Below are 15,363 nucleotides of genomic sequence, written 5' to 3' on the forward strand. Positions count from 1 at the left end.
GGCGCGGCGGTTGAATCGCTCCAAGCGATCCTGCTGCGCAGAACTACAAGGGATACCGCGGGAGGCCTCTCACAAGGAGGTTGCCCGGCCTGCGTCCCCCGCTTCCTGCCTCGGCAGGAATAGCCCAGGCGGGGCGATGCATTTATTCACGGGCTGCATGCCTCTTCCGGTAACGGGACAGGCCTCTGTGAGGAGTGCAAGATCATGCGCACTGGCGTGATCGCCAAGAAGGTTGGAATGACCCGCCTGTTTCAGGCGGACGGGCGTCACGTTCCCGTGACGGTTCTCCAGCTCGATGGCGTCCAGGTTGTCAGCCGCCGCGAAAACGAGAAGGACGGCTATACCGCCGTTCAGCTCGGTGCCGGCTCGGCCAAGGCAAAGAATGTCAACAAGCCGCAGCGCGGTCTCTTCGGCAAGGCCGAGGTCGAGCTCAAGGCTCGCCTGGTCGAGTTCCGGGTCGCCGAGGATGCGCTCCTCGACGTCGGTTCGGAAATCTCGGCCGATCACTTCGTCGAAGGCCAGATGGTCGACATCTCCGGTGTCACCCAGGGTAAGGGCTTTGCCGGCGCCATGAAGCGCTGGGGCTTCGGTGGTCTTCGCGCCACCCACGGCGTCTCGGTCTCGCACCGCTCGCACGGTTCGACCGGTAACCGCCAGGACCCGGGCCGCGTCTTCAAGAACAAGAAGATGGCCGGCCACATGGGCGCCCGCAACCGCACCCAGCAGAACCTCGAGATCGTCCGCACCGACGTCGAGCGCGGCCTGCTGTTCGTGAAGGGCTCCGTGCCCGGTCACAAGGGCAGCTGGCTGACCGTCAAGGACAGCGTGAAGATCGCCCGCAACGAGAATGCGCCGTATCCGGCCGGTCTTCGTACCGCCGCCGCGGCTCCCCAGAACAACGACGCTCAGGTGACGGACAATGCGCCCGCCACCGACGAGAGCACGGAAGGCTAAGCGATGAAGGTCGAAGTCAAGACCCTCGACGCTGCCGGATCCGGCGAGGTCGAGCTCAATGACGCCGTGTTCGGTGTCGAGCCCCGCGCCGACATCCTGCATCGCGTCGTCACCTGGCAGCTCGCCAACCGCCGCGGCATGGCTCGCGCCGCTCGTGAGCGGTCGGACGTTGCCCGCACCGGCAAGAAGTTCGGTCGCCAGAAGGGCGGCGGTACGGCTCGTCACGGCGATCGCCGCGCCCCGATCTTCATCGGCGGCGGCAAGGCCCACGGCCCGCGTGCCCGCCTGTTCACGCTGTCGCTGAACAAGAAGGTTCGCGCGCTCGGCCTGAAGATGGCGCTCAGCGCCAAGGCGCAGGGCGGCCAGCTGGTCATCGTCGACAACCTCGACGTGGCCGAAGGCAAGACCCGCACCCTGGTCGAGAAGCTCGGCAAGCTGGGCTTCGGCAAGACCGCGCTGGTGATCGACGGCGACGCGCTGAACGTCAGCTTCGCGCACGCTTCGTCCAACCTGCCGGGTCTGAACCTGATCCCGGCGGTCGGTGCCAACGTCTATGACATCATGCGCCACGAGACCCTGGTCCTGACCCGGGCCGCGGTCGAGAAGCTGGAGGGCCGCTTCAATGGCTAAGGCTGAAACCAAGGCTGTGGACATCCGTCACTACGACGTGATCCGCGGGCCGCACATCACCGAGAAGTCCACGCAGCTCTCCGAGTTCAATGCGGTGGTCTTCAAGGTGGCGGGCGATGCCAGCAAGCCGGAAATCAAGGCGGCGGTGGAAGCACTGTTCGACCGCAAGGTCGTCAACGTGAACACGCTTGTCACCAAGGGCAAGTCGAAGCGCTGGAAGGGCAAGGCCTACCAGCGGTCGGACGAGAAGAAGGCGATCGTGACCCTGGCCCCGGGCCAGGACCCGATCGACGTCACGAGCGGGATCTGAGGGACCGATGGCACTCAAAGCATATAAGCCGACGAGCCCGGCCCGCCGCGGCCTGATCCTCGTCGACAAGAGCGCGCTGTGGAAGGGCAAGCCCGTCAAGGCGCTCACCGAAGGCAAGCACAAGACTGGTGGCCGCAACAACAAGGGCCATGTGACCAGCCGCGGCATCGCGGGCGGCCACAAGCAGAAGTACCGGATCATCGACTTCAAGCGTCGGACCTGGGACGTTGCTGCCACCGTCGAGCGGCTCGAGTACGACCCCAACCGGTCGGCGTTCATCGCGCTCGTCACCTACGAAGGCGGTGAGCAGGCCTATATCCTCGCTCCGCAGCGTCTCGCTCCGGGCGACAAGGTCGTCGCCGGCAAGAAGGTCGACGTGAAGCCGGGCAATGCGATGGAGATCGGCCAGATGCCGGTCGGCACCATTGTCCACAACGTCGAGATGAAGCCCGGCAAGGGCGGCCAGATCGCTCGTGCCGCCGGCACCTACGTTCAGGTCGTCGGTCGCGACAAGGGCATGGTTATCGTTCGCCTCAACTCGGGCGAGCAGCGCTATATCCGCTCGGACTGCATGGCCACCGTCGGTGCCGTGTCCAACCCGGACAATGGCAACACCACCCTCGCCAAGGCCGGCCGTACCCGCTGGCTGGGCAAGCGCCCGCTGACCCGCGGCGTCGCCAAGAACCCGGTCGACCACCCGCACGGCGGTGGTGAAGGCCGGACCTCGGGCGGCCGTCACCCGGTCACCCCGTGGGGCAAGCCGACCAAGGGTGCCCGCACCCGTCACAACAAGGCAACGGACAAAATGATCATCCGTAGCCGTCACGCCAAGAAGAAGGGCTAAGAGATGGCTCGCTCCGTCTGGAAGGGTCCGTTCGTGGAGCTGTCGCTCCTCAAGAAGGCCGAAACCGCCCAGGACGCCGGTGCTCGCGCGCCGATCAAGACCTGGTCGCGCCGTTCCACCATCCTGCCGCAGTTCGTCGGCCTGACCTTCAATGTCTACAACGGCCGCAAGTTCGTGCCGGTGTCGGTCAACGAGGACATGGTCGGCATGAAGCTCGGCGAGTTCGCGCCGACCCGGTACTTCCCGGGTCACGCCGCCGACAAGAAGGGCAAGCGGTAATGGGCAAGGCTGCATCACCCCGCAAGGTGGGCGACAAGGAAGCGCTTGCCGTTGGCAACACCATCCGTGGCTCGGCGCGCAAGCTGAACCTGGTTGCTCAGCTGATCCGCGGCCGCAAGGTCGAGGAAGCGCTGAACATCCTGAAGTTCAGCCCCAAGGGCATGGCCGAGGACGTGTACAAGGTCCTCGCATCGGCCGTCGCCAATGCCGAGAACAACCACAACCTCGACGTCGACGCGCTGATCGTCACCGAGGCGAGCGTCGGCAAGTCGATCTCGATGAAGCGTTTCGCCACCCGCGCCCGCGGTCGGTCGAGCCGCATCGTCAAGCCGTTCAGCCGCCTTCGCGTCGTCGTGTCCGAGCAGGAAGAAGCCTAATGGGTCAGAAGAGCAATCCGATCGGGCTTCGGCTGCAGATCAACCGTACCTGGGACAGCCGCTGGTTCGCGGAAGGCCAGGACTACGGCCGCATGCTGCTCGAGGATCTGAAGATCCGCCAGTACATCATGAAGACGCTGCCGCAGGCCGCGATCTCCAAGGTTGTCATCGAGCGTCCGGCCAAGCTGTGCCGCGTGTCCGTCTATGCTGCGCGCCCCGGCGTGATCATCGGCAAGAAGGGCACCGACATCGAGAAGCTGAAGAAGACCCTGTCCAAGATGACGGGTTCGGAAGTCAGCCTCAACATCGTCGAGATCCGCAAGCCGGAAGTCGATGCGCGCCTCGTGGCGCAGGGCATCGCCGACCAGCTGGAGCGCCGCATCGCGTTCCGCCGGGCCATGAAGCGCGCCGTTCAGTCGGCCCTTCGCCTCGGCGCGGAAGGCATTCGTATCGAGTGCGGCGGCCGTCTTGGCGGTGCCGAAATCGCTCGCTCCGAGCGTTATCGTGAAGGCCGCGTGCCGCTTCACACCCTGCGCGGCAACGTCGATTATGCCGAAGCCCAGGCCCACACCGCTTATGGCGTGTGCGGGGTCAAGGTTTGGGTGTTCAAGGGCGAGATCCTCGGTCACGACCCGATGGCCCAGGACCGGCTGATGATGGAAGCGCAGACCTCCGGCGTGCGCCCCGCGCGCGACGACGATCGTCGCCGGTAAGGAACAGAGATCATGCTGCAACCAAAGCGCACCAAGTTCCGCAAGGCCTTCAAGGGCCGCATCCATGGCAATGCCAAGGGCGGAACCGAGCTCAACTTCGGCGCCTTCGGCCTCAAGGCCATGGAGCCGGAGCGGATCACCGCCCGCCAGATCGAAGCGGCCCGCCGCGCGATCACCCGTCACATCAAGCGCCAGGGGCGTTTGTGGATCCGGATTTTCCCGGACCTGCCGGTGTCGAGCAAGCCTGCCGAAGTCCGCATGGGTAAGGGCAAGGGCTCGCCCGAATTCTGGGTCGCCCGGGTCAAGCCCGGCCGTATCCTGTTCGAGCTGGACGGTGTCCCCGGGCCGCTCGCCAAGACCGCTTTCGAGCGTGCGGCGGAAAAGCTGCCCATCAAGGTCAAGGTGGTTGCCCGCCTTGGCGAAACCCTGGTCGAGGCCGATTGATCATGGCGAAGCGTGAAGACCTGTCGGTGAAGACCGACGACCAACTGTCGACTCAGCTCGGTGAGCTGAAGCGCGAGCAGTTCAACCTGCGCTTCCAGGCGGCCACCAACCAGCTTGAGAAGCCGAGCCGCGTGCGTGAGGTCCGCCGGACCATCGCCCGCATCAAGACCCTGCAAGGCCAGCGCTCGAACAGCGCTTCGGCGCAGGGCTGAGGAGAGACCAGATGCCAAAGCGCGTCCTCACCGGCACCGTGGTGTCCGACAAGGGTGACAAGACCGTGGTGGTCCGTGTCGAGCGGCGGGTGAAGCACCCGCTGTACGGCAAGATCATCAAGCTGTCGAAGAAGTACCATGCCCACGACGAGGCGAATGCCTACAGCGTGGGTCAGCAGGTTCGCATTGAAGAATGCGCTCCGCTTTCGAAGCTCAAGACCTGGACCGTTGCCGGCTTGGTGGGTGAGGCTCGCGCCTCCGACCTGGCTGAAGCGGCCAACGTTTGAGCGCTCTGGTCAAGGATAGGATAGACCCATGATCCAGATGCAATCCAACCTGGACGTCGCTGACAACAGCGGTGCCAAGCGCGTCATGTGCATCAAGGTGCTCGGTGGCTCCAAGCGCCGCACCGCGAGCGTCGGCGACATCATCGTCGTTTCCGTCAAGGAAGCCGCTCCGAAGGGCCGCGTGAAGAAGGGTGACGTGCATCGCGCCGTCATCGTTCGCACCGCCAAGGACATTCGCCGTCCGGACGGTTCGGTGATCCGCTTCGACAGCAATGCCGCCGTGCTGGTCAACAAGAACGAGGAGCCGATCGGCACCCGTATCTTCGGGCCGGTGGTGCGTGAACTGCGCGCCAAGAAGCACATGAAGATCATCAGCCTTGCGCCGGAGGTGCTGTAATGGCCACCGCGAAGATCAAGAAGGGCGACAAGGTCGTCGTCCTCGCCGGCAAGGATAAGGGCAAGACCGGTGAGGTCGTCCGCTCCCTGCCGAAGGAAAACAAGGTGGTCGTAAGCGGCATCAACGTCGCCACGCGCCACATCAAGCCGACCCAGGCCAGCCCAGAAGGCGGCAAGGTCACCAAGGAAGCGCCGCTTCACGTGTCCAACGTGGCGCTCGCTGATCCGAAGTCCGGCGCGGCCACCCGCGTCCGCTTCGAGGAACGCGACGGCAAGAAGGTCCGGGTCGCGGTCAAGTCCGGGGAGCTGATCAATGGCTGAAGCCAACTACGTTCCGCGGCTGCGGAAGGATTATGACGAGCGCATCGTCAAGGCGATGACCGAGAAGTTCGGCTACAAGAACCACATGGAGGTTCCGCGGCTCGACAAGATCGTCATCAACATGGGCGTCGGCGAGGCGACCCAGGACAAGAAGAAGGTCGAAGCGGCCGCTGCCGAAATGCAGCAGATCGCCGGTCAGAAGCCGGTGATCACCAAGGCCAAGACCTCGATCGCGCAGTTCAAGCTGCGTGAGGGCATGCCGATCGGTTGCAAGGTCACCCTTCGCCGCGAGCGCATGTTCGAGTTCCTCGACCGCCTGGTCACGATCGCTCTTCCCCGGGTCCGCGATTTCCGCGGACTCAACCCGAAGAGCTTCGACGGGCGCGGCAACTACGCGATGGGTCTCAAGGAACAGATCGTGTTCCCGGAGATCAACTATGACCAGATCGACAAGGTCCGGGGCATGGACATCATCGTCACCACCACGGCGAAGACCGACGAGGAAGCGCGCGAGCTGCTCCGCCTCTTCAACTTCCCGTTCCCCGCAGACGCTGAACAGCAAAAGGCTGCCGCGTAAGCGGTTAGGAGAACTTAAGTCATGGCGAAACTGAGTTCCATCAACAAGAACGAGCGTCGCAAGAAGCTCGTCGTGAAGCAGGCGGCCAAGTACGCCAAGCTGAAGGCCCTCGCGAATGACGAGAGCCTCGACGAGACCGAGCGTCTGATCGCGCGTCTGAAGATGGCGGAACTGCCCCGTAACGGCAATCCGACCCGTATCCGCAATCGGTGTGAGCTGACGGGCCGGTCCCGCGCTGTGTACCGCAAGTTCCGTCTCTCGCGCATCATGCTGCGGGAAATGGGCAACAAGGGCCTGATCCCGGGCCTCACGAAGTCGAGCTGGTAAGGACACCGCAAGATGGCGATGACCGATCCCCTGGGTGATATGCTCACCCGTATTCGCAATGGCCAGCAGGCGAAGAAGGACAGCGTCCTGACGCCGGCTTCCAAGCTGCGCGCTCACGTCCTCGACGTGCTTCAGCGTGAAGGCTATATCCGTGGTTACTCCGAGGAAGAACTGGCGGGCCAGAAGGGCCTCCGGATCGAACTCAAGTATTTTGAAGGCCAGCCTGCGATCCAGCATCTGGCGCGTGTCTCGAAGCCCGGTCGCCGGGTCTATTCGGGCTCCCGCGACCTGCCCCGGGTCCGCAACGGTCTTGGCATGACCATCGTCTCGACGCCTCGCGGCGTGCTTTCCGACGCGGAAGCACGTGAGCAGAACGTCGGCGGCGAGGTTCTGGCGGAGGTGTTCTAAGATGTCCCGTATCGGCAAGAAGCCGGTCCCGGTTCCGACCGGGGTGACGGCGAACCTCGAAGGCCAGACGCTGAGCGTCAAGGGCCCCAAGGGCACCCTTTCGATGAAGGTCCTCGATGACCTGGTCCGTACCTCGGTCGAGGACGGTCAGATCAGCGTGCAGCCGGTCAACGACAGCCAGCGTTCGCGGGCTGCGTGGGGCATGCAGCGCACCAACGTGTCGAACCTGGTCACCGGCGTGACCGAGGGCTTCACCAAGGTGCTCGAGATCACCGGCGTCGGTTATCGTGCCGCGGCCCAGGGCAAGAACCTGCGCCTGCAGCTCGGCTACAGCCACGACGTCAATTACGCGATCCCCGAGGGCATCGAAGTCAAGACTCCCGACCCCAACACGGTCGAGATCACCGGCATCGACAAGCAGAAGGTCGGGCAGGTTGCGGCCGAGATCCGGCGCTGGCGGAAGCCCGAGCCCTACAAGGGCAAGGGCATCAAGTATCGCGGCGAGTTCATCTTCCGCAAGGAAGGGAAGAAGAAGTAATGGCCAAGCTTTCCCTCTTCGACCGTCGCCGTCGCCGCGTGCGCACGGCGCTGCGTGCCCGCGCTGGCGGCAAGCCCCGCCTGTCGGTGCACCGTTCGGGCCGTCACATCTACGCCCAGGTGATCGACGATGCCGAGGGCCGTACCCTCGTGTCGGCGTCGACCCTCGACAAGGATCTGCGCGGCAAGTCGAGCGCCACTGCCGAAGGCGCCAAGCAGGTCGGCAAGACGCTGGCGGAGCGGGCCAAGGCGGCCGGCGTCACCAACGTCGTGTTCGATCGCGGCGGCTTCCTGTTCCATGGCCGGGTCAAGGCCCTGGCCGATGCCGCCCGTGAAGGCGGGCTGGAGTTCTGATGATGGCTGACGAAACCGAAACCCAGACCCAGGCCGGCGCTCCGGACGCGGCTCCGGCGGCCGAGGCTGCCGAAACCAGCGCTCCGGCGCAGCAGGCTCCGCAGCAGCAGGACAATCGGGGCCCGCGCGGCCCTGGTGGTCCCGGCGGCAATCGCGGCGGTCGCGGCGGTGGCCGTGACGGCGGTCGCGGTGGCAACCGTGGCGGCGGACGTCGTGACGATCGCCGTGGCGGCCGTGGCGGCGACGACGATGGCGGCGAGGAGCTGATCGAGAAGCTGGTCCACATCAACCGCGTCTCCAAGACCGTGAAGGGTGGTAAGCGCTTCGGCTTCGCCGCGCTGGTCGTGGTCGGCGACGGCAAGGGTCGTGCAGGCTTCGGCCACGGCAAGGCCCGCGAAGTGCCGGAAGCCATCAGCAAGGCGACCGCGGCGGCCAAGAAGGCCATGATCCGCGTTCCGCTGCGCGACGGCCGCACCCTGCATCACGATGGCAACGGCCACTTCGGTGCGGGCAAGGTGACCCTTCGCTCGGCTCCGAGCGGCACCGGCATCATCGCCGGCGGCCCGATGCGCGCCATCTTCGAGAGCCTGGGTGTTGCGGACGTGGTGACCAAGTCGGTCGGCACTTCCAACCCGTACAACATGATCCGGGCGACTTTCGAGGCGCTCAAGGAACAGACCAGCCCCCGTTCGGTGGCGCAGCGTCGCGGCAAGAAGGTCGCCGACCTGCTCGGCCGCGGTGGCGTGAGCCAGGCGGAGGCTGAGGCCACCGCCGACAGCATCACGGAGTAACAGACGTGGCGACCATCAAGATCACGCAGACCGGTTCGCCGATCCGCCGCGACAAGACCCAGCGCGCAACGCTGGTCGGTCTCGGCCTCAACAAGATGCACCGCACCGTGGAAGTGGAGGAGACCCCCGAGGTTCTCGGCCAGATCCGCAAGGTGGCGCACCTTCTGAGCGTCGAAAAGTAAAACTGGACCCGGGCCCCTGCGCTGCGTAGGGGCCCGTTCCTTCATAAAGAAGTGACCGGGCTCCTGCCATGCAGGGGTCCGGATGCGCGACAAAAGCGAAAGCGAGTGCACGAAATGACCATCAAGCTCAACGAACTCCGCGACAATCCTGGTGCCCGCAAGAGCCGCGTTCGCGTCGGCCGCGGCATCGGTTCGGGCGTCGGCAAGACCGGCGGCCGCGGCCAGAAGGGCCAGAAGAGCCGCTCGGGTGTCTCGATCAAGGGCTTCGAGGGCGGCCAGATGCCGCTCCACATGCGGCTGCCAAAGCGCGGCTTCAACAACATCTTCGCCAAGGACTTTGCCGAAGTGAACCTCGGCGCGATCCAGAAGCTGGTCGATGCCGGCTCGATCGACGCCAACGGCACGATCGATCATGACGCGCTCAAGGCGGCCGGCGTCGGCCGTGGCGGCAAGGACGGCGTGCGGATCCTCGGCAAGGGCGATTTCTCGTCCAAGCTGACCTTCCGCGTGCACGGCGTCAGCGCCGGCGCGAAGAGCGCGATCGAGGCTGCCGGCGGCAGCGTCGAGGTGATCGAGCGCCGCGACTCGGCCGAGCTGGCCAAGGCCAAGAAGGGCAAGGCTCGTGAGGCGCGTATCGCCGACAAGTCGGCCAAGCAGGACGCGGCCAAGGCGGCCAAGTAACCTGTTCCCCGGCGCAGGCTGGGGCCCAGTGTCTTCCTCTCCGCATGTGATGAAGGAACTGGGCTCCCGCCTTCGCAGGAGAACGGCTTTCATCCGTGGCGGCACCGCCTATATGGGCCCCTTCGGGTAGGGACGAACAAACAACATGGCATCGCAGGCCGAACAACTGGCTTCGAACATCAGCCTCGCCAATTTTGGCAAGGCGACCGAGCTCAAGAAGAGGATCTGGTTCACCATCGGTGCGCTGATCCTGTTCCGTTTGCTCAGCCACGTGCCGATGCCGGGTATCGACCCGCGCGCCATGGCGCAGCTGTTCAACACCCAGCGCGGCGGCGTCCTCGATTTCTTCAACACCTTCTCGGGCGGCAGCCTGGAGCGGATGAGCATCATCGCGCTCGGCGTCATGCCCTACATCACCGCCTCGATCGTGGTGCAGCTCGGCGCTACCATGTACGCCCCGCTGATGGCCCTCAAGAAAGAGGGCGAGACCGGGCGCAAGCGGCTCAATCAATATACCCGCTACCTGACCGTCCTGCTGACCACCGTGCAGGGTTATTTCATCGCGGTCGGCCTGGAAGGGCTCGGCGCGACGCAGGGCATCCCGGCGGTAGTCGAACCGGGCATCATGTTCCGCGTCGCGGCCACCATCAGCCTTGTCGGCGGCACGCTGTTCCTGATGTGGATCGGTGAGCAGATCACCAGCCGCGGCATCGGCAACGGCGTCAGCCTGATCATCATGGCCGGCATCGTCGCGACCTTGCCGCGAACCCTGGCGCAATTGTTCGAAGGCGGCCGCAGCAACACCATCGACCCGCTGATCATCCTGCTGGTTATAGCGCTGGTGGTCGGCCTGATCCTGTTCATCTGCTTCATGGAGCGCGCCCAGCGCCGCGTCCTGATCCAATATCCCAAGCGCGCCACCGCGCGGGGCATGATGGCGCAGGAGCGGTCGCACCTGCCGATCAAGATCAACACCGCCGGCGTCATCCCGCCGATCTTCGCTTCCTCGCTGCTGCTGATGCCGCTGACCGTCATCCAGATGGCCGGCGCGACTCCGGGCAGCGAAGGCGGATCGGAATGGCTGATCACGCTCAGCACCTACCTGCAGCACGGCAGCCCGGTGTTCATGACCCTCTACGGGCTTGGCATCATCTTCTTCTGCTTCTTCTACACTTCGGTGCAGTTCAATTCGGAAGAGACCGCCGACAACCTCAAGAAGCATGGCGGCTTCATCCCGGGTGTCCGCCCGGGCAAGGCCACCGAAAGCTATTTCGACTATCTGCTCGCGCGCCTGACGGTGATCGGCGCCGGCTACCTGACGCTGATCTGCCTGGTGCCGGAAATCATGTTCACCCAGGCCGGCATCCCCTTCTACCTTGGCGGCACCAGCCTGCTGATCGTCGTCAACGTGACGATGGACACGGTGAGCCAGATCCAGGGCCACTTGATCGCGCACCAATATGGTGACCTCATCAAGAAGGCGAAGCTGAAGGGCGGGCGGCCGGCGCGCCGCTGACGCTTGACGGGTCCAGCCGGGCCCGTGACAAGCAAGCTTGACCAACGAGGGGAAGTTTCAGCCTTGGATATCATCCTCTTGGGGCCGCCGGGCGCGGGCAAGGGTACCCAGTCCCAGCGACTGGTCGACTCGCGTGGCATGGTTCAGCTGTCGACCGGCGACATGCTCCGCGCCGCGGTTCGCGCCGGCACGCCGGTCGGGCTCAAGGCCAAGGCGATCATGGACGCGGGCGAACTGGTCAGCGACGCGATCGTGTCCGCGCTGATCGGCGAGCATCTCGACCAGAGCCGGACCCAGGGCGCCATCTTCGACGGCTTCCCGCGCACCCAGAACCAGGCCGAGGCGCTCGACATCCTGCTCGACGAGCGCGGCCGCAACCTCGCCCATGTGATCGAGCTCGAGGTCGACGAGGAAGCGCTGGTCGAGCGCATCACCGGCCGCTTCACCTGCGCCACCTGCAGCGCGCCCTACCACGACCGGTTCAAGCCGACCGCGGTGCAGGACCAGTGCGACGTCTGCGGCGGGCATGAGTTCAAGCGCCGTCCCGACGACAATGAGCAGACGGTGCGGACCCGGATGGCCGAGTATCGCGCCAAGACCGCGCCGATCCTGCCCTATTACGAGGCGCGCGGGCTGGTTTCCCGGGTCGACGGCATGGCCAAGATGGACGAGGTCACCCGCCAGATCGACGCGGTTCTGGACGGCGCCGCCTGACCGGCGCATCCTCGGCCCGATCGAGGGCAGGGGAGGCAGCATGAAACGAGCATTGGCGATCGGCGCGGCTGCGGCCGCGTGGACGGTTCCTACCGCCGCCGAGGTCCGCTCGACTGGGCCTGACCGGTTCGAGATCGAACATCGCATCGACAGCGCCCTCCCGCCCGGCGCTCTCTACGCCCTTATCGGGCAGCCCGCGCGGTGGTGGTCGGACGCCCACACCTATTCGGGCAAGGCCGCCAACCTGTCGGTCGACCTCGTGCCGATGGGTTGCTGGTGCGAGAGAATGCCCGACGGCAAGGTCGTCACGCATCTGCGGGTCGGCATCACCCAGCCGGGCCGCCGCCTGTTGCTGATCGGGCTGCTCGGGCCACTCTCCACCGTTGCGAAAGCGGGCGCCATGAACTGGACGATCACGCCCAAGGGGCGGGGTTCGACGCTGGTGATGAACTACAAGGTCGGCGGCATGAGCGCCGACAAGGTCGCGCCGCTTGCGCCTGCGGTCGACGGTGTCCTGGGCGAGCAGATGACCCGTCTCCGCAAGACCGCTGAGGATCTCGCGCCAAGCCGCTAGGCCCGCTCCAGCGTCACGAACGCAAAGGGCAGGCCGCCGTCGTCCGTCGCCGCATGCTCCTCGCGAAAGGTCTGGCGCCAATATCCGCTGTCGCGCGGATCGGGCATCACGGTATCGCCTGCCACATCGGCCAGCACCTCGGTCAGCTCGACCCGCTCGGCAAAGGCCAGCGCCAGCCCGAAGATTTCGGCGCCGCCGATGATGCTGACATCGTCGGGTGCCGCCAGCGCGAAGGCGTCGGGTAGCGAGTGGGCGACCTCAGCCCCGGGCGCCTGCCAGTCGCGGTCGCGGGTCACCACGATATGCCGGCGCTTCGGAAGCAGCCCGGGCAGGCTGTCGAACGTCTTGCGCCCCATCACCATGGCAGTGCCCAGCGTCAGCCGCTTGAAGCGCCTGAGGTCTTCGGGAAGATGCCAGGGCAGGGTCCCGTCACGGCCGATCACCCCGTTGCGGGCGCGTGCCACCATCAGCTGGATCATGCCGGCCGCGCTGCCGTGAGGTGATAGCGGCGCTGGCCGCTCTCGAAATGATGGAATTTCTCGCTGCCCTCGATCGCGGCGTAATTGGCGAGCTCCCTGCGAAGGAAGAGGCGGGCCGGGAGCGGTGCGCTGGCGGCGATCACCGCACGTCGGCGCGGGCTGTCGGCCCGGCACGCCTCGACCACGTGCGGGGTGATCTCGCGCAGTTCGAAGCGGAAACCGGCCGCCGTCAGCTCGCGCGCCATGCGCCCCTCGTGCCTGGCCTTCTCGGTGTCGGTATAAGGAACACGCCATCCGGCTTCAGCACCCGCCGGACCTCGGCGAAGAAGCGGGAGCGATCGGGATAATCGTTCGACGCCTCGACATTCAGCAGCACGTCGATGCTGTCGTCGGGGAAGGGGAGGTTCATCGCGCAGCCCTCGACAAAAGTGACGCCGCCGCGGCGGGTCCATTGCTTCTGGCAGAAGCTGACCGCGCTGCCCGCCACGTCTAGTCCGGTCGCCTCGAAGGCGCCAGGGCCGGCCGCCTCCAGAAAGGCATCCAGCCCGCCGCCGCGCCCGCAACTGACCTCCAGCAGGCGTGCCCCGGGGGCCAGCGTCTTGCCGCTCGCTTCCAGCGTCTTGAACAATTCGCGATACATCTGGCGCTGATAGCGGTCGGGGGCGGGGTCGTCGCTGCTGGGCGCAAAGCCGTAGTTGTTGGTGGCCGTCTCGCCCCAGTTCAGCGCGTAGAAGCGGTTCCACAGCGTCGGCCGCAGGCGGTGGTCGTCGCGCATCCTCCGCAGCCGCCGCTGGAACGCGCGTCCGGCCATCGCGATCGCCGCCGTGGCGGCCACCACCAACACCAGCCCCCAAGCCAACGTGCCCACTGCCGTTCCCCGATCAACCCGCCCGCGCCCAGCTTCGCCCATCGCTTCGGCTTGAACAATAGGGAAGCGTTTGCCATCGCCGTATGGCGATGCGCCGCCACCGTCTCCTCTTCCCGCACCCCGCCCGCGCCGGCCGAAGTGGACGAAGTGTCAACGTCGCCGTCGCGCCATGACCGTCGCCACCTTTCTCGACACCCTTCAGGCGCGCATCCCGGCAAACGCGATCGTGACCGACGCCGACGCCATCGCACCGTGGCTGACCGACTGGCGCGGGCGCTGGACGGGAGCCTCCCCGGCCTTGCTGCAGCCTTCCACCACGGCCGACGTCGCCGCAATCGTCCAGGCGGCGAAGGCGCATGGGGTCGCGCTGGTCCCGCAGGGCGGCAACAGCTCAATGGTCGGCGGCGCCACGCCTCCGGCCGATGGGTCGGCCGTGCTGCTGTCGCTGCGGCGCATGAACTGCATCCGTGCGCTCGGCCCCGATCATGCGGTGGTCGAGGCGGGCGTGATCCTGGAAACGCTCCAGAACGCCGCGGCGGAGGAGGGCGCGCGCTTCCCGCTCGACCTTGGCGCGCGGGGGTCGGCGACGGTCGGTGGACTGGCCTCCACCAATGCCGGGGGAACCCAGGTGCTTCGCTTCGGGACCATGCGCGCGCAGGTGCTCGGCATGGAAGCGGTGCTGTCTGGCGGACTGATCCACGACAGCCTGTCCGGCCTCAAGAAGGACAATCGCGGGGTCAGCCTCGACCATCTGCTGATCGGGGCCGAGGGGACGCTTGGCGTCATCACCGCGCTTCGGCTGCGGCTGGTGCCGGGGAAAGTGCAGCGGGCGGCGGCGTGGATCGGACTCGACGATCCGCACCAGGCGCTGGCGCTGCTGCGGCGGCTCGAGGCGGCGACCGACAGGATCGAGGCGTTTGAGCTGATCCCGGATGCAAGCCTGCAGCGGGTCCTGCGCCACATCCCGCAGACCCGCGCGCCGCTGGCCGGTTCGTGGCCGTGGCACGTGCTGGTGGAAGCGGTCGTCAGCGCCGCCGACGAGCCGCCGCAGCAGCTGCTCGAACAGTTGCTCGGCGATGCGCCCATCGGTGACGCGGTGATCGCGCAGAGCGACGCGCATACCGAAGCCATGTGGCGCATCCGTCATTCGATCTCGGAGGCCGAGCGCACCGACGGCCCCGCCGCCCAGCACGACATCTCGCTTCCGATCGACCATGTTCCGGCATTCCTGACCGAGGAAGCGCGGCTGATCGAACGGCGCTTTTCCGGCACCGAGGCGACCGGCTACGGCCACCTTGGCGACGGCAATGTCCACTTTCACGTCCGTGCTGCCGCCGGTGCGCCGCGGGACTGGGCCGATGGACCGGAGGGCAAGGCGGTCAGCGCATTGGTCCACGACCTCGTCACCCGGGCGGGCGGGTCGATCTCTGCCGAACATGGCATCGGCCAGATGAAAAAGGACGAGCTTGCCCGCCTTGCCTCGCCGGCGCGGATGCAGGCGCTGCGCGCGATCAAGTCGGCGATGGACCCCCACGGGATCTTCAATCCCGGCAAGCTGGTCTGAAGGACCGTAGGAACAGGCGCAGCG

At 66.1% G+C, this 15,363-nt stretch carries 27 protein-coding genes; 24 read left to right on the forward strand and 3 right to left on the reverse strand.

Translation table 11 applies throughout. From position 1 onward, the window contains the following. Window positions 1–204 precede the first annotated feature (204 nt). The 23 genes from rplC (at window position 205) to GGQ97_RS06615 (ending at window position 12,428) form a co-directional block, all read left to right on the forward strand. Window positions 205–954, forward strand: coding sequence for a 50S ribosomal protein L3 (gene rplC, locus GGQ97_RS06505; RefSeq protein ID WP_168068180.1), 750 nt, complete (start codon window positions 205–207; stop codon window positions 952–954). A gap of 3 nt (window positions 955–957) precedes the next feature. Then, window positions 958–1,584, forward strand: a complete 627-nt coding sequence (rplD, locus tag GGQ97_RS06510) for a 50S ribosomal protein L4 (protein WP_168068181.1) — start codon at window positions 958–960, stop codon at window positions 1,582–1,584. Next, window positions 1,577–1,894 (forward strand): 50S ribosomal protein L23, encoded by a 318-nt coding sequence (locus GGQ97_RS06515; RefSeq protein WP_168068182.1) that lies wholly within the window; start codon window positions 1,577–1,579, stop codon window positions 1,892–1,894. The genes rplD and GGQ97_RS06515 overlap by 8 nt, the downstream gene beginning before the upstream one ends. Window positions 1,895–1,901: 7 nt before the next feature. Further along, complete coding sequence (gene rplB / locus GGQ97_RS06520; protein WP_168068183.1) at window positions 1,902–2,738, forward strand: 50S ribosomal protein L2; 837 nt, start codon at window positions 1,902–1,904, stop codon at window positions 2,736–2,738. Window positions 2,739–2,741: 3 nt separating this feature from the next. Next, the gene (gene rpsS / locus GGQ97_RS06525; RefSeq protein WP_168068184.1) at window positions 2,742–3,017 is read left to right on the forward strand and encodes a 30S ribosomal protein S19; all 276 of its coding nucleotides are present in this window, start codon (window positions 2,742–2,744) and stop codon (window positions 3,015–3,017) included. Beyond that, the gene (gene rplV / locus GGQ97_RS06530) at window positions 3,017–3,394 is read left to right on the forward strand and encodes a 50S ribosomal protein L22 (protein ID WP_168068185.1); all 378 of its coding nucleotides are present in this window, start codon (window positions 3,017–3,019) and stop codon (window positions 3,392–3,394) included. Before rpsS ends, rplV begins: the two co-directional genes overlap by 1 nt. Next, window positions 3,394–4,107 (forward strand): 30S ribosomal protein S3, encoded by a 714-nt coding sequence (gene rpsC / locus GGQ97_RS06535; RefSeq protein ID WP_168068186.1) that lies wholly within the window; start codon window positions 3,394–3,396, stop codon window positions 4,105–4,107. Before rplV ends, rpsC begins: the two co-directional genes overlap by 1 nt. A 12-nt stretch (window positions 4,108–4,119) precedes the next feature. Next, window positions 4,120–4,551, forward strand: coding sequence for a 50S ribosomal protein L16 (gene rplP, locus GGQ97_RS06540; RefSeq protein WP_168068187.1), 432 nt, complete (start codon window positions 4,120–4,122; stop codon window positions 4,549–4,551). 2 nt (window positions 4,552–4,553) lie between these two features. Next, complete coding sequence (rpmC, locus tag GGQ97_RS06545; RefSeq protein WP_168068188.1) at window positions 4,554–4,763, forward strand: 50S ribosomal protein L29; 210 nt, start codon at window positions 4,554–4,556, stop codon at window positions 4,761–4,763. An 11-nt stretch (window positions 4,764–4,774) separates the two neighbouring features. Beyond that, entirely contained in the window at window positions 4,775–5,050 is a 276-nt protein-coding gene (gene rpsQ, locus GGQ97_RS06550) for a 30S ribosomal protein S17 (protein ID WP_168068189.1), read from the forward strand. 28 nt (window positions 5,051–5,078) lie between these two features. Then, window positions 5,079–5,447, forward strand: coding sequence for a 50S ribosomal protein L14 (rplN, locus tag GGQ97_RS06555; protein WP_168068190.1), 369 nt, complete (start codon window positions 5,079–5,081; stop codon window positions 5,445–5,447). Next, window positions 5,447–5,767 carry a 50S ribosomal protein L24 gene (gene rplX, locus GGQ97_RS06560; protein ID WP_168068191.1) on the forward strand — a complete coding sequence of 107 codons (321 nt, stop codon included), beginning with the start codon at window positions 5,447–5,449 and terminating at the stop codon, window positions 5,765–5,767. Before rplN ends, rplX begins: the two co-directional genes overlap by 1 nt. Next, window positions 5,760–6,344, forward strand: a complete 585-nt coding sequence (gene rplE, locus GGQ97_RS06565; RefSeq protein ID WP_168068192.1) for a 50S ribosomal protein L5 — start codon at window positions 5,760–5,762, stop codon at window positions 6,342–6,344. The genes rplX and rplE overlap by 8 nt, the downstream gene beginning before the upstream one ends. Window positions 6,345–6,365: 21 nt before the next feature. Beyond that, on the forward strand, window positions 6,366–6,671 hold the full coding sequence (gene rpsN / locus GGQ97_RS06570) for a 30S ribosomal protein S14 (protein WP_168068193.1): 306 nt from the start codon (window positions 6,366–6,368) through the stop codon (window positions 6,669–6,671). A gap of 12 nt (window positions 6,672–6,683) precedes the next feature. After that, window positions 6,684–7,079, forward strand: a complete 396-nt coding sequence (rpsH, locus tag GGQ97_RS06575) for a 30S ribosomal protein S8 (RefSeq protein ID WP_168068194.1) — start codon at window positions 6,684–6,686, stop codon at window positions 7,077–7,079. A gap of 1 nt (window position 7,080) precedes the next feature. After that, a complete protein-coding gene (rplF, locus tag GGQ97_RS06580; protein WP_168068195.1) occupies window positions 7,081–7,617 on the forward strand; it encodes a 50S ribosomal protein L6 in 537 nt (178 codons plus the stop codon). Then, a complete protein-coding gene (gene rplR, locus GGQ97_RS06585) occupies window positions 7,617–7,970 on the forward strand; it encodes a 50S ribosomal protein L18 (RefSeq protein ID WP_168068196.1) in 354 nt (117 codons plus the stop codon). The genes rplF and rplR overlap by 1 nt, the downstream gene beginning before the upstream one ends. A gap of 2 nt (window positions 7,971–7,972) precedes the next feature. After that, window positions 7,973–8,761 carry a 30S ribosomal protein S5 gene (gene rpsE, locus GGQ97_RS06590; RefSeq protein WP_168068197.1) on the forward strand — a complete coding sequence of 263 codons (789 nt, stop codon included), beginning with the start codon at window positions 7,973–7,975 and terminating at the stop codon, window positions 8,759–8,761. Between the two features lie 5 nt (window positions 8,762–8,766). After that, window positions 8,767–8,943: a 50S ribosomal protein L30 gene (gene rpmD, locus GGQ97_RS06595; RefSeq protein ID WP_168068198.1), complete on the forward strand. Its 177-nt coding sequence runs from the start codon at window positions 8,767–8,769 to the stop codon at window positions 8,941–8,943. A gap of 120 nt (window positions 8,944–9,063) precedes the next feature. Beyond that, window positions 9,064–9,624 (forward strand): 50S ribosomal protein L15, encoded by a 561-nt coding sequence (gene rplO / locus GGQ97_RS06600; protein WP_168070792.1) that lies wholly within the window; start codon window positions 9,064–9,066, stop codon window positions 9,622–9,624. 145 nt (window positions 9,625–9,769) lie between these two features. Continuing rightward, window positions 9,770–11,140 carry a preprotein translocase subunit SecY gene (gene secY, locus GGQ97_RS06605; RefSeq protein ID WP_168068199.1) on the forward strand — a complete coding sequence of 457 codons (1,371 nt, stop codon included), beginning with the start codon at window positions 9,770–9,772 and terminating at the stop codon, window positions 11,138–11,140. A gap of 63 nt (window positions 11,141–11,203) precedes the next feature. Next, window positions 11,204–11,854, forward strand: coding sequence for an adenylate kinase (locus GGQ97_RS06610; protein WP_168068200.1), 651 nt, complete (start codon window positions 11,204–11,206; stop codon window positions 11,852–11,854). A gap of 40 nt (window positions 11,855–11,894) precedes the next feature. Next, window positions 11,895–12,428 (forward strand): ATPase, encoded by a 534-nt coding sequence (locus tag GGQ97_RS06615; RefSeq protein ID WP_168068201.1) that lies wholly within the window; start codon window positions 11,895–11,897, stop codon window positions 12,426–12,428. On the opposite strand, the gene GGQ97_RS06620 is transcribed toward GGQ97_RS06615, so the two are convergent. Genes GGQ97_RS06620 through GGQ97_RS06630 form a run of 3 tightly spaced genes read right to left on the reverse strand, consistent with a single transcriptional unit; the run spans window position 12,425 to window position 13,775 of the window. Beyond that, window positions 12,425–12,907: a dihydrofolate reductase gene (locus GGQ97_RS06620; protein WP_168068202.1), complete on the reverse strand. Its 483-nt coding sequence runs from the start codon at window positions 12,905–12,907 to the stop codon at window positions 12,425–12,427. The two genes, GGQ97_RS06615 and GGQ97_RS06620, sit on opposite strands and share 4 nt — an antisense overlap. Beyond that, entirely contained in the window at window positions 12,904–13,152 is a 249-nt protein-coding gene (locus GGQ97_RS06625; RefSeq protein WP_168068203.1) for a hypothetical protein, read from the reverse strand. The genes GGQ97_RS06620 and GGQ97_RS06625 overlap by 4 nt, the downstream gene beginning before the upstream one ends. Next, window positions 13,137–13,775, reverse strand: a complete 639-nt coding sequence (locus GGQ97_RS06630) for a methyltransferase domain-containing protein (protein WP_168068204.1) — start codon at window positions 13,773–13,775, stop codon at window positions 13,137–13,139. Before GGQ97_RS06630 ends, GGQ97_RS06625 begins: the two co-directional genes overlap by 16 nt. 169 nt (window positions 13,776–13,944) lie before the next feature. Here GGQ97_RS06630 and GGQ97_RS06635 point away from each other — a divergent pair, with 169 nt between their 5' ends. Next, a complete protein-coding gene (locus GGQ97_RS06635; RefSeq protein WP_168068205.1) occupies window positions 13,945–15,339 on the forward strand; it encodes an FAD-binding oxidoreductase in 1,395 nt (464 codons plus the stop codon). Window positions 15,340–15,363 lie beyond the last annotated feature (24 nt).

Source organism: Sphingomonas kaistensis (genome assembly GCF_011927725.1).
GTDB classification, from domain to species: Bacteria; Pseudomonadota; Alphaproteobacteria; order Sphingomonadales; family Sphingomonadaceae; genus Sphingomicrobium; species Sphingomicrobium kaistense.

Bases quoted from the DNA above. Each gene is read 5' to 3' on its own strand.
- rplC (WP_168068180.1), top strand. From the start codon at position 205: ATGCGCACTGGCGTGATCGCCAAGAAGGTTGGAATGACCCGCCTGTTT.
- rplR (WP_168068196.1), top strand. From the start codon at position 7,617: ATGGCCAAGCTTTCCCTCTTCGACCGTCGCCGTCGCCGCGTGCGCACG.
- rpmC (WP_168068188.1), top strand. From the start codon at position 4,554: ATGGCGAAGCGTGAAGACCTGTCGGTGAAGACCGACGACCAACTGTCG.
- rplP (WP_168068187.1), top strand. From the start codon at position 4,120: ATGCTGCAACCAAAGCGCACCAAGTTCCGCAAGGCCTTCAAGGGCCGC.
- rplV (WP_168068185.1), top strand. From the start codon at position 3,017: ATGGGCAAGGCTGCATCACCCCGCAAGGTGGGCGACAAGGAAGCGCTT.
- rplN (WP_168068190.1), top strand. From the start codon at position 5,079: ATGATCCAGATGCAATCCAACCTGGACGTCGCTGACAACAGCGGTGCC.
- rpsH (WP_168068194.1), top strand. From the start codon at position 6,684: ATGGCGATGACCGATCCCCTGGGTGATATGCTCACCCGTATTCGCAAT.
- GGQ97_RS06625 (WP_168068203.1), bottom strand. From the start codon at position 13,152: ATGGCGCGCGAGCTGACGGCGGCCGGTTTCCGCTTCGAACTGCGCGAG.
- rplE (WP_168068192.1), top strand. From the start codon at position 5,760: ATGGCTGAAGCCAACTACGTTCCGCGGCTGCGGAAGGATTATGACGAG.
- rplF (WP_168068195.1), top strand. From the start codon at position 7,081: ATGTCCCGTATCGGCAAGAAGCCGGTCCCGGTTCCGACCGGGGTGACG.
- GGQ97_RS06615 (WP_168068201.1), top strand. From the start codon at position 11,895: ATGAAACGAGCATTGGCGATCGGCGCGGCTGCGGCCGCGTGGACGGTT.
- rplD (WP_168068181.1), top strand. From the start codon at position 958: ATGAAGGTCGAAGTCAAGACCCTCGACGCTGCCGGATCCGGCGAGGTC.
- rpsN (WP_168068193.1), top strand. From the start codon at position 6,366: ATGGCGAAACTGAGTTCCATCAACAAGAACGAGCGTCGCAAGAAGCTC.
- GGQ97_RS06635 (WP_168068205.1), top strand. From the start codon at position 13,945: ATGACCGTCGCCACCTTTCTCGACACCCTTCAGGCGCGCATCCCGGCA.
- GGQ97_RS06515 (WP_168068182.1), top strand. From the start codon at position 1,577: ATGGCTAAGGCTGAAACCAAGGCTGTGGACATCCGTCACTACGACGTG.
- rplX (WP_168068191.1), top strand. From the start codon at position 5,447: ATGGCCACCGCGAAGATCAAGAAGGGCGACAAGGTCGTCGTCCTCGCC.
- GGQ97_RS06620 (WP_168068202.1), bottom strand. From the start codon at position 12,907: ATGATCCAGCTGATGGTGGCACGCGCCCGCAACGGGGTGATCGGCCGT.
- rpsC (WP_168068186.1), top strand. From the start codon at position 3,394: ATGGGTCAGAAGAGCAATCCGATCGGGCTTCGGCTGCAGATCAACCGT.
- rpsS (WP_168068184.1), top strand. From the start codon at position 2,742: ATGGCTCGCTCCGTCTGGAAGGGTCCGTTCGTGGAGCTGTCGCTCCTC.
- rpsQ (WP_168068189.1), top strand. From the start codon at position 4,775: ATGCCAAAGCGCGTCCTCACCGGCACCGTGGTGTCCGACAAGGGTGAC.
- secY (WP_168068199.1), top strand. From the start codon at position 9,770: ATGGCATCGCAGGCCGAACAACTGGCTTCGAACATCAGCCTCGCCAAT.
- rpsE (WP_168068197.1), top strand. From the start codon at position 7,973: ATGGCTGACGAAACCGAAACCCAGACCCAGGCCGGCGCTCCGGACGCG.
- rplB (WP_168068183.1), top strand. From the start codon at position 1,902: ATGGCACTCAAAGCATATAAGCCGACGAGCCCGGCCCGCCGCGGCCTG.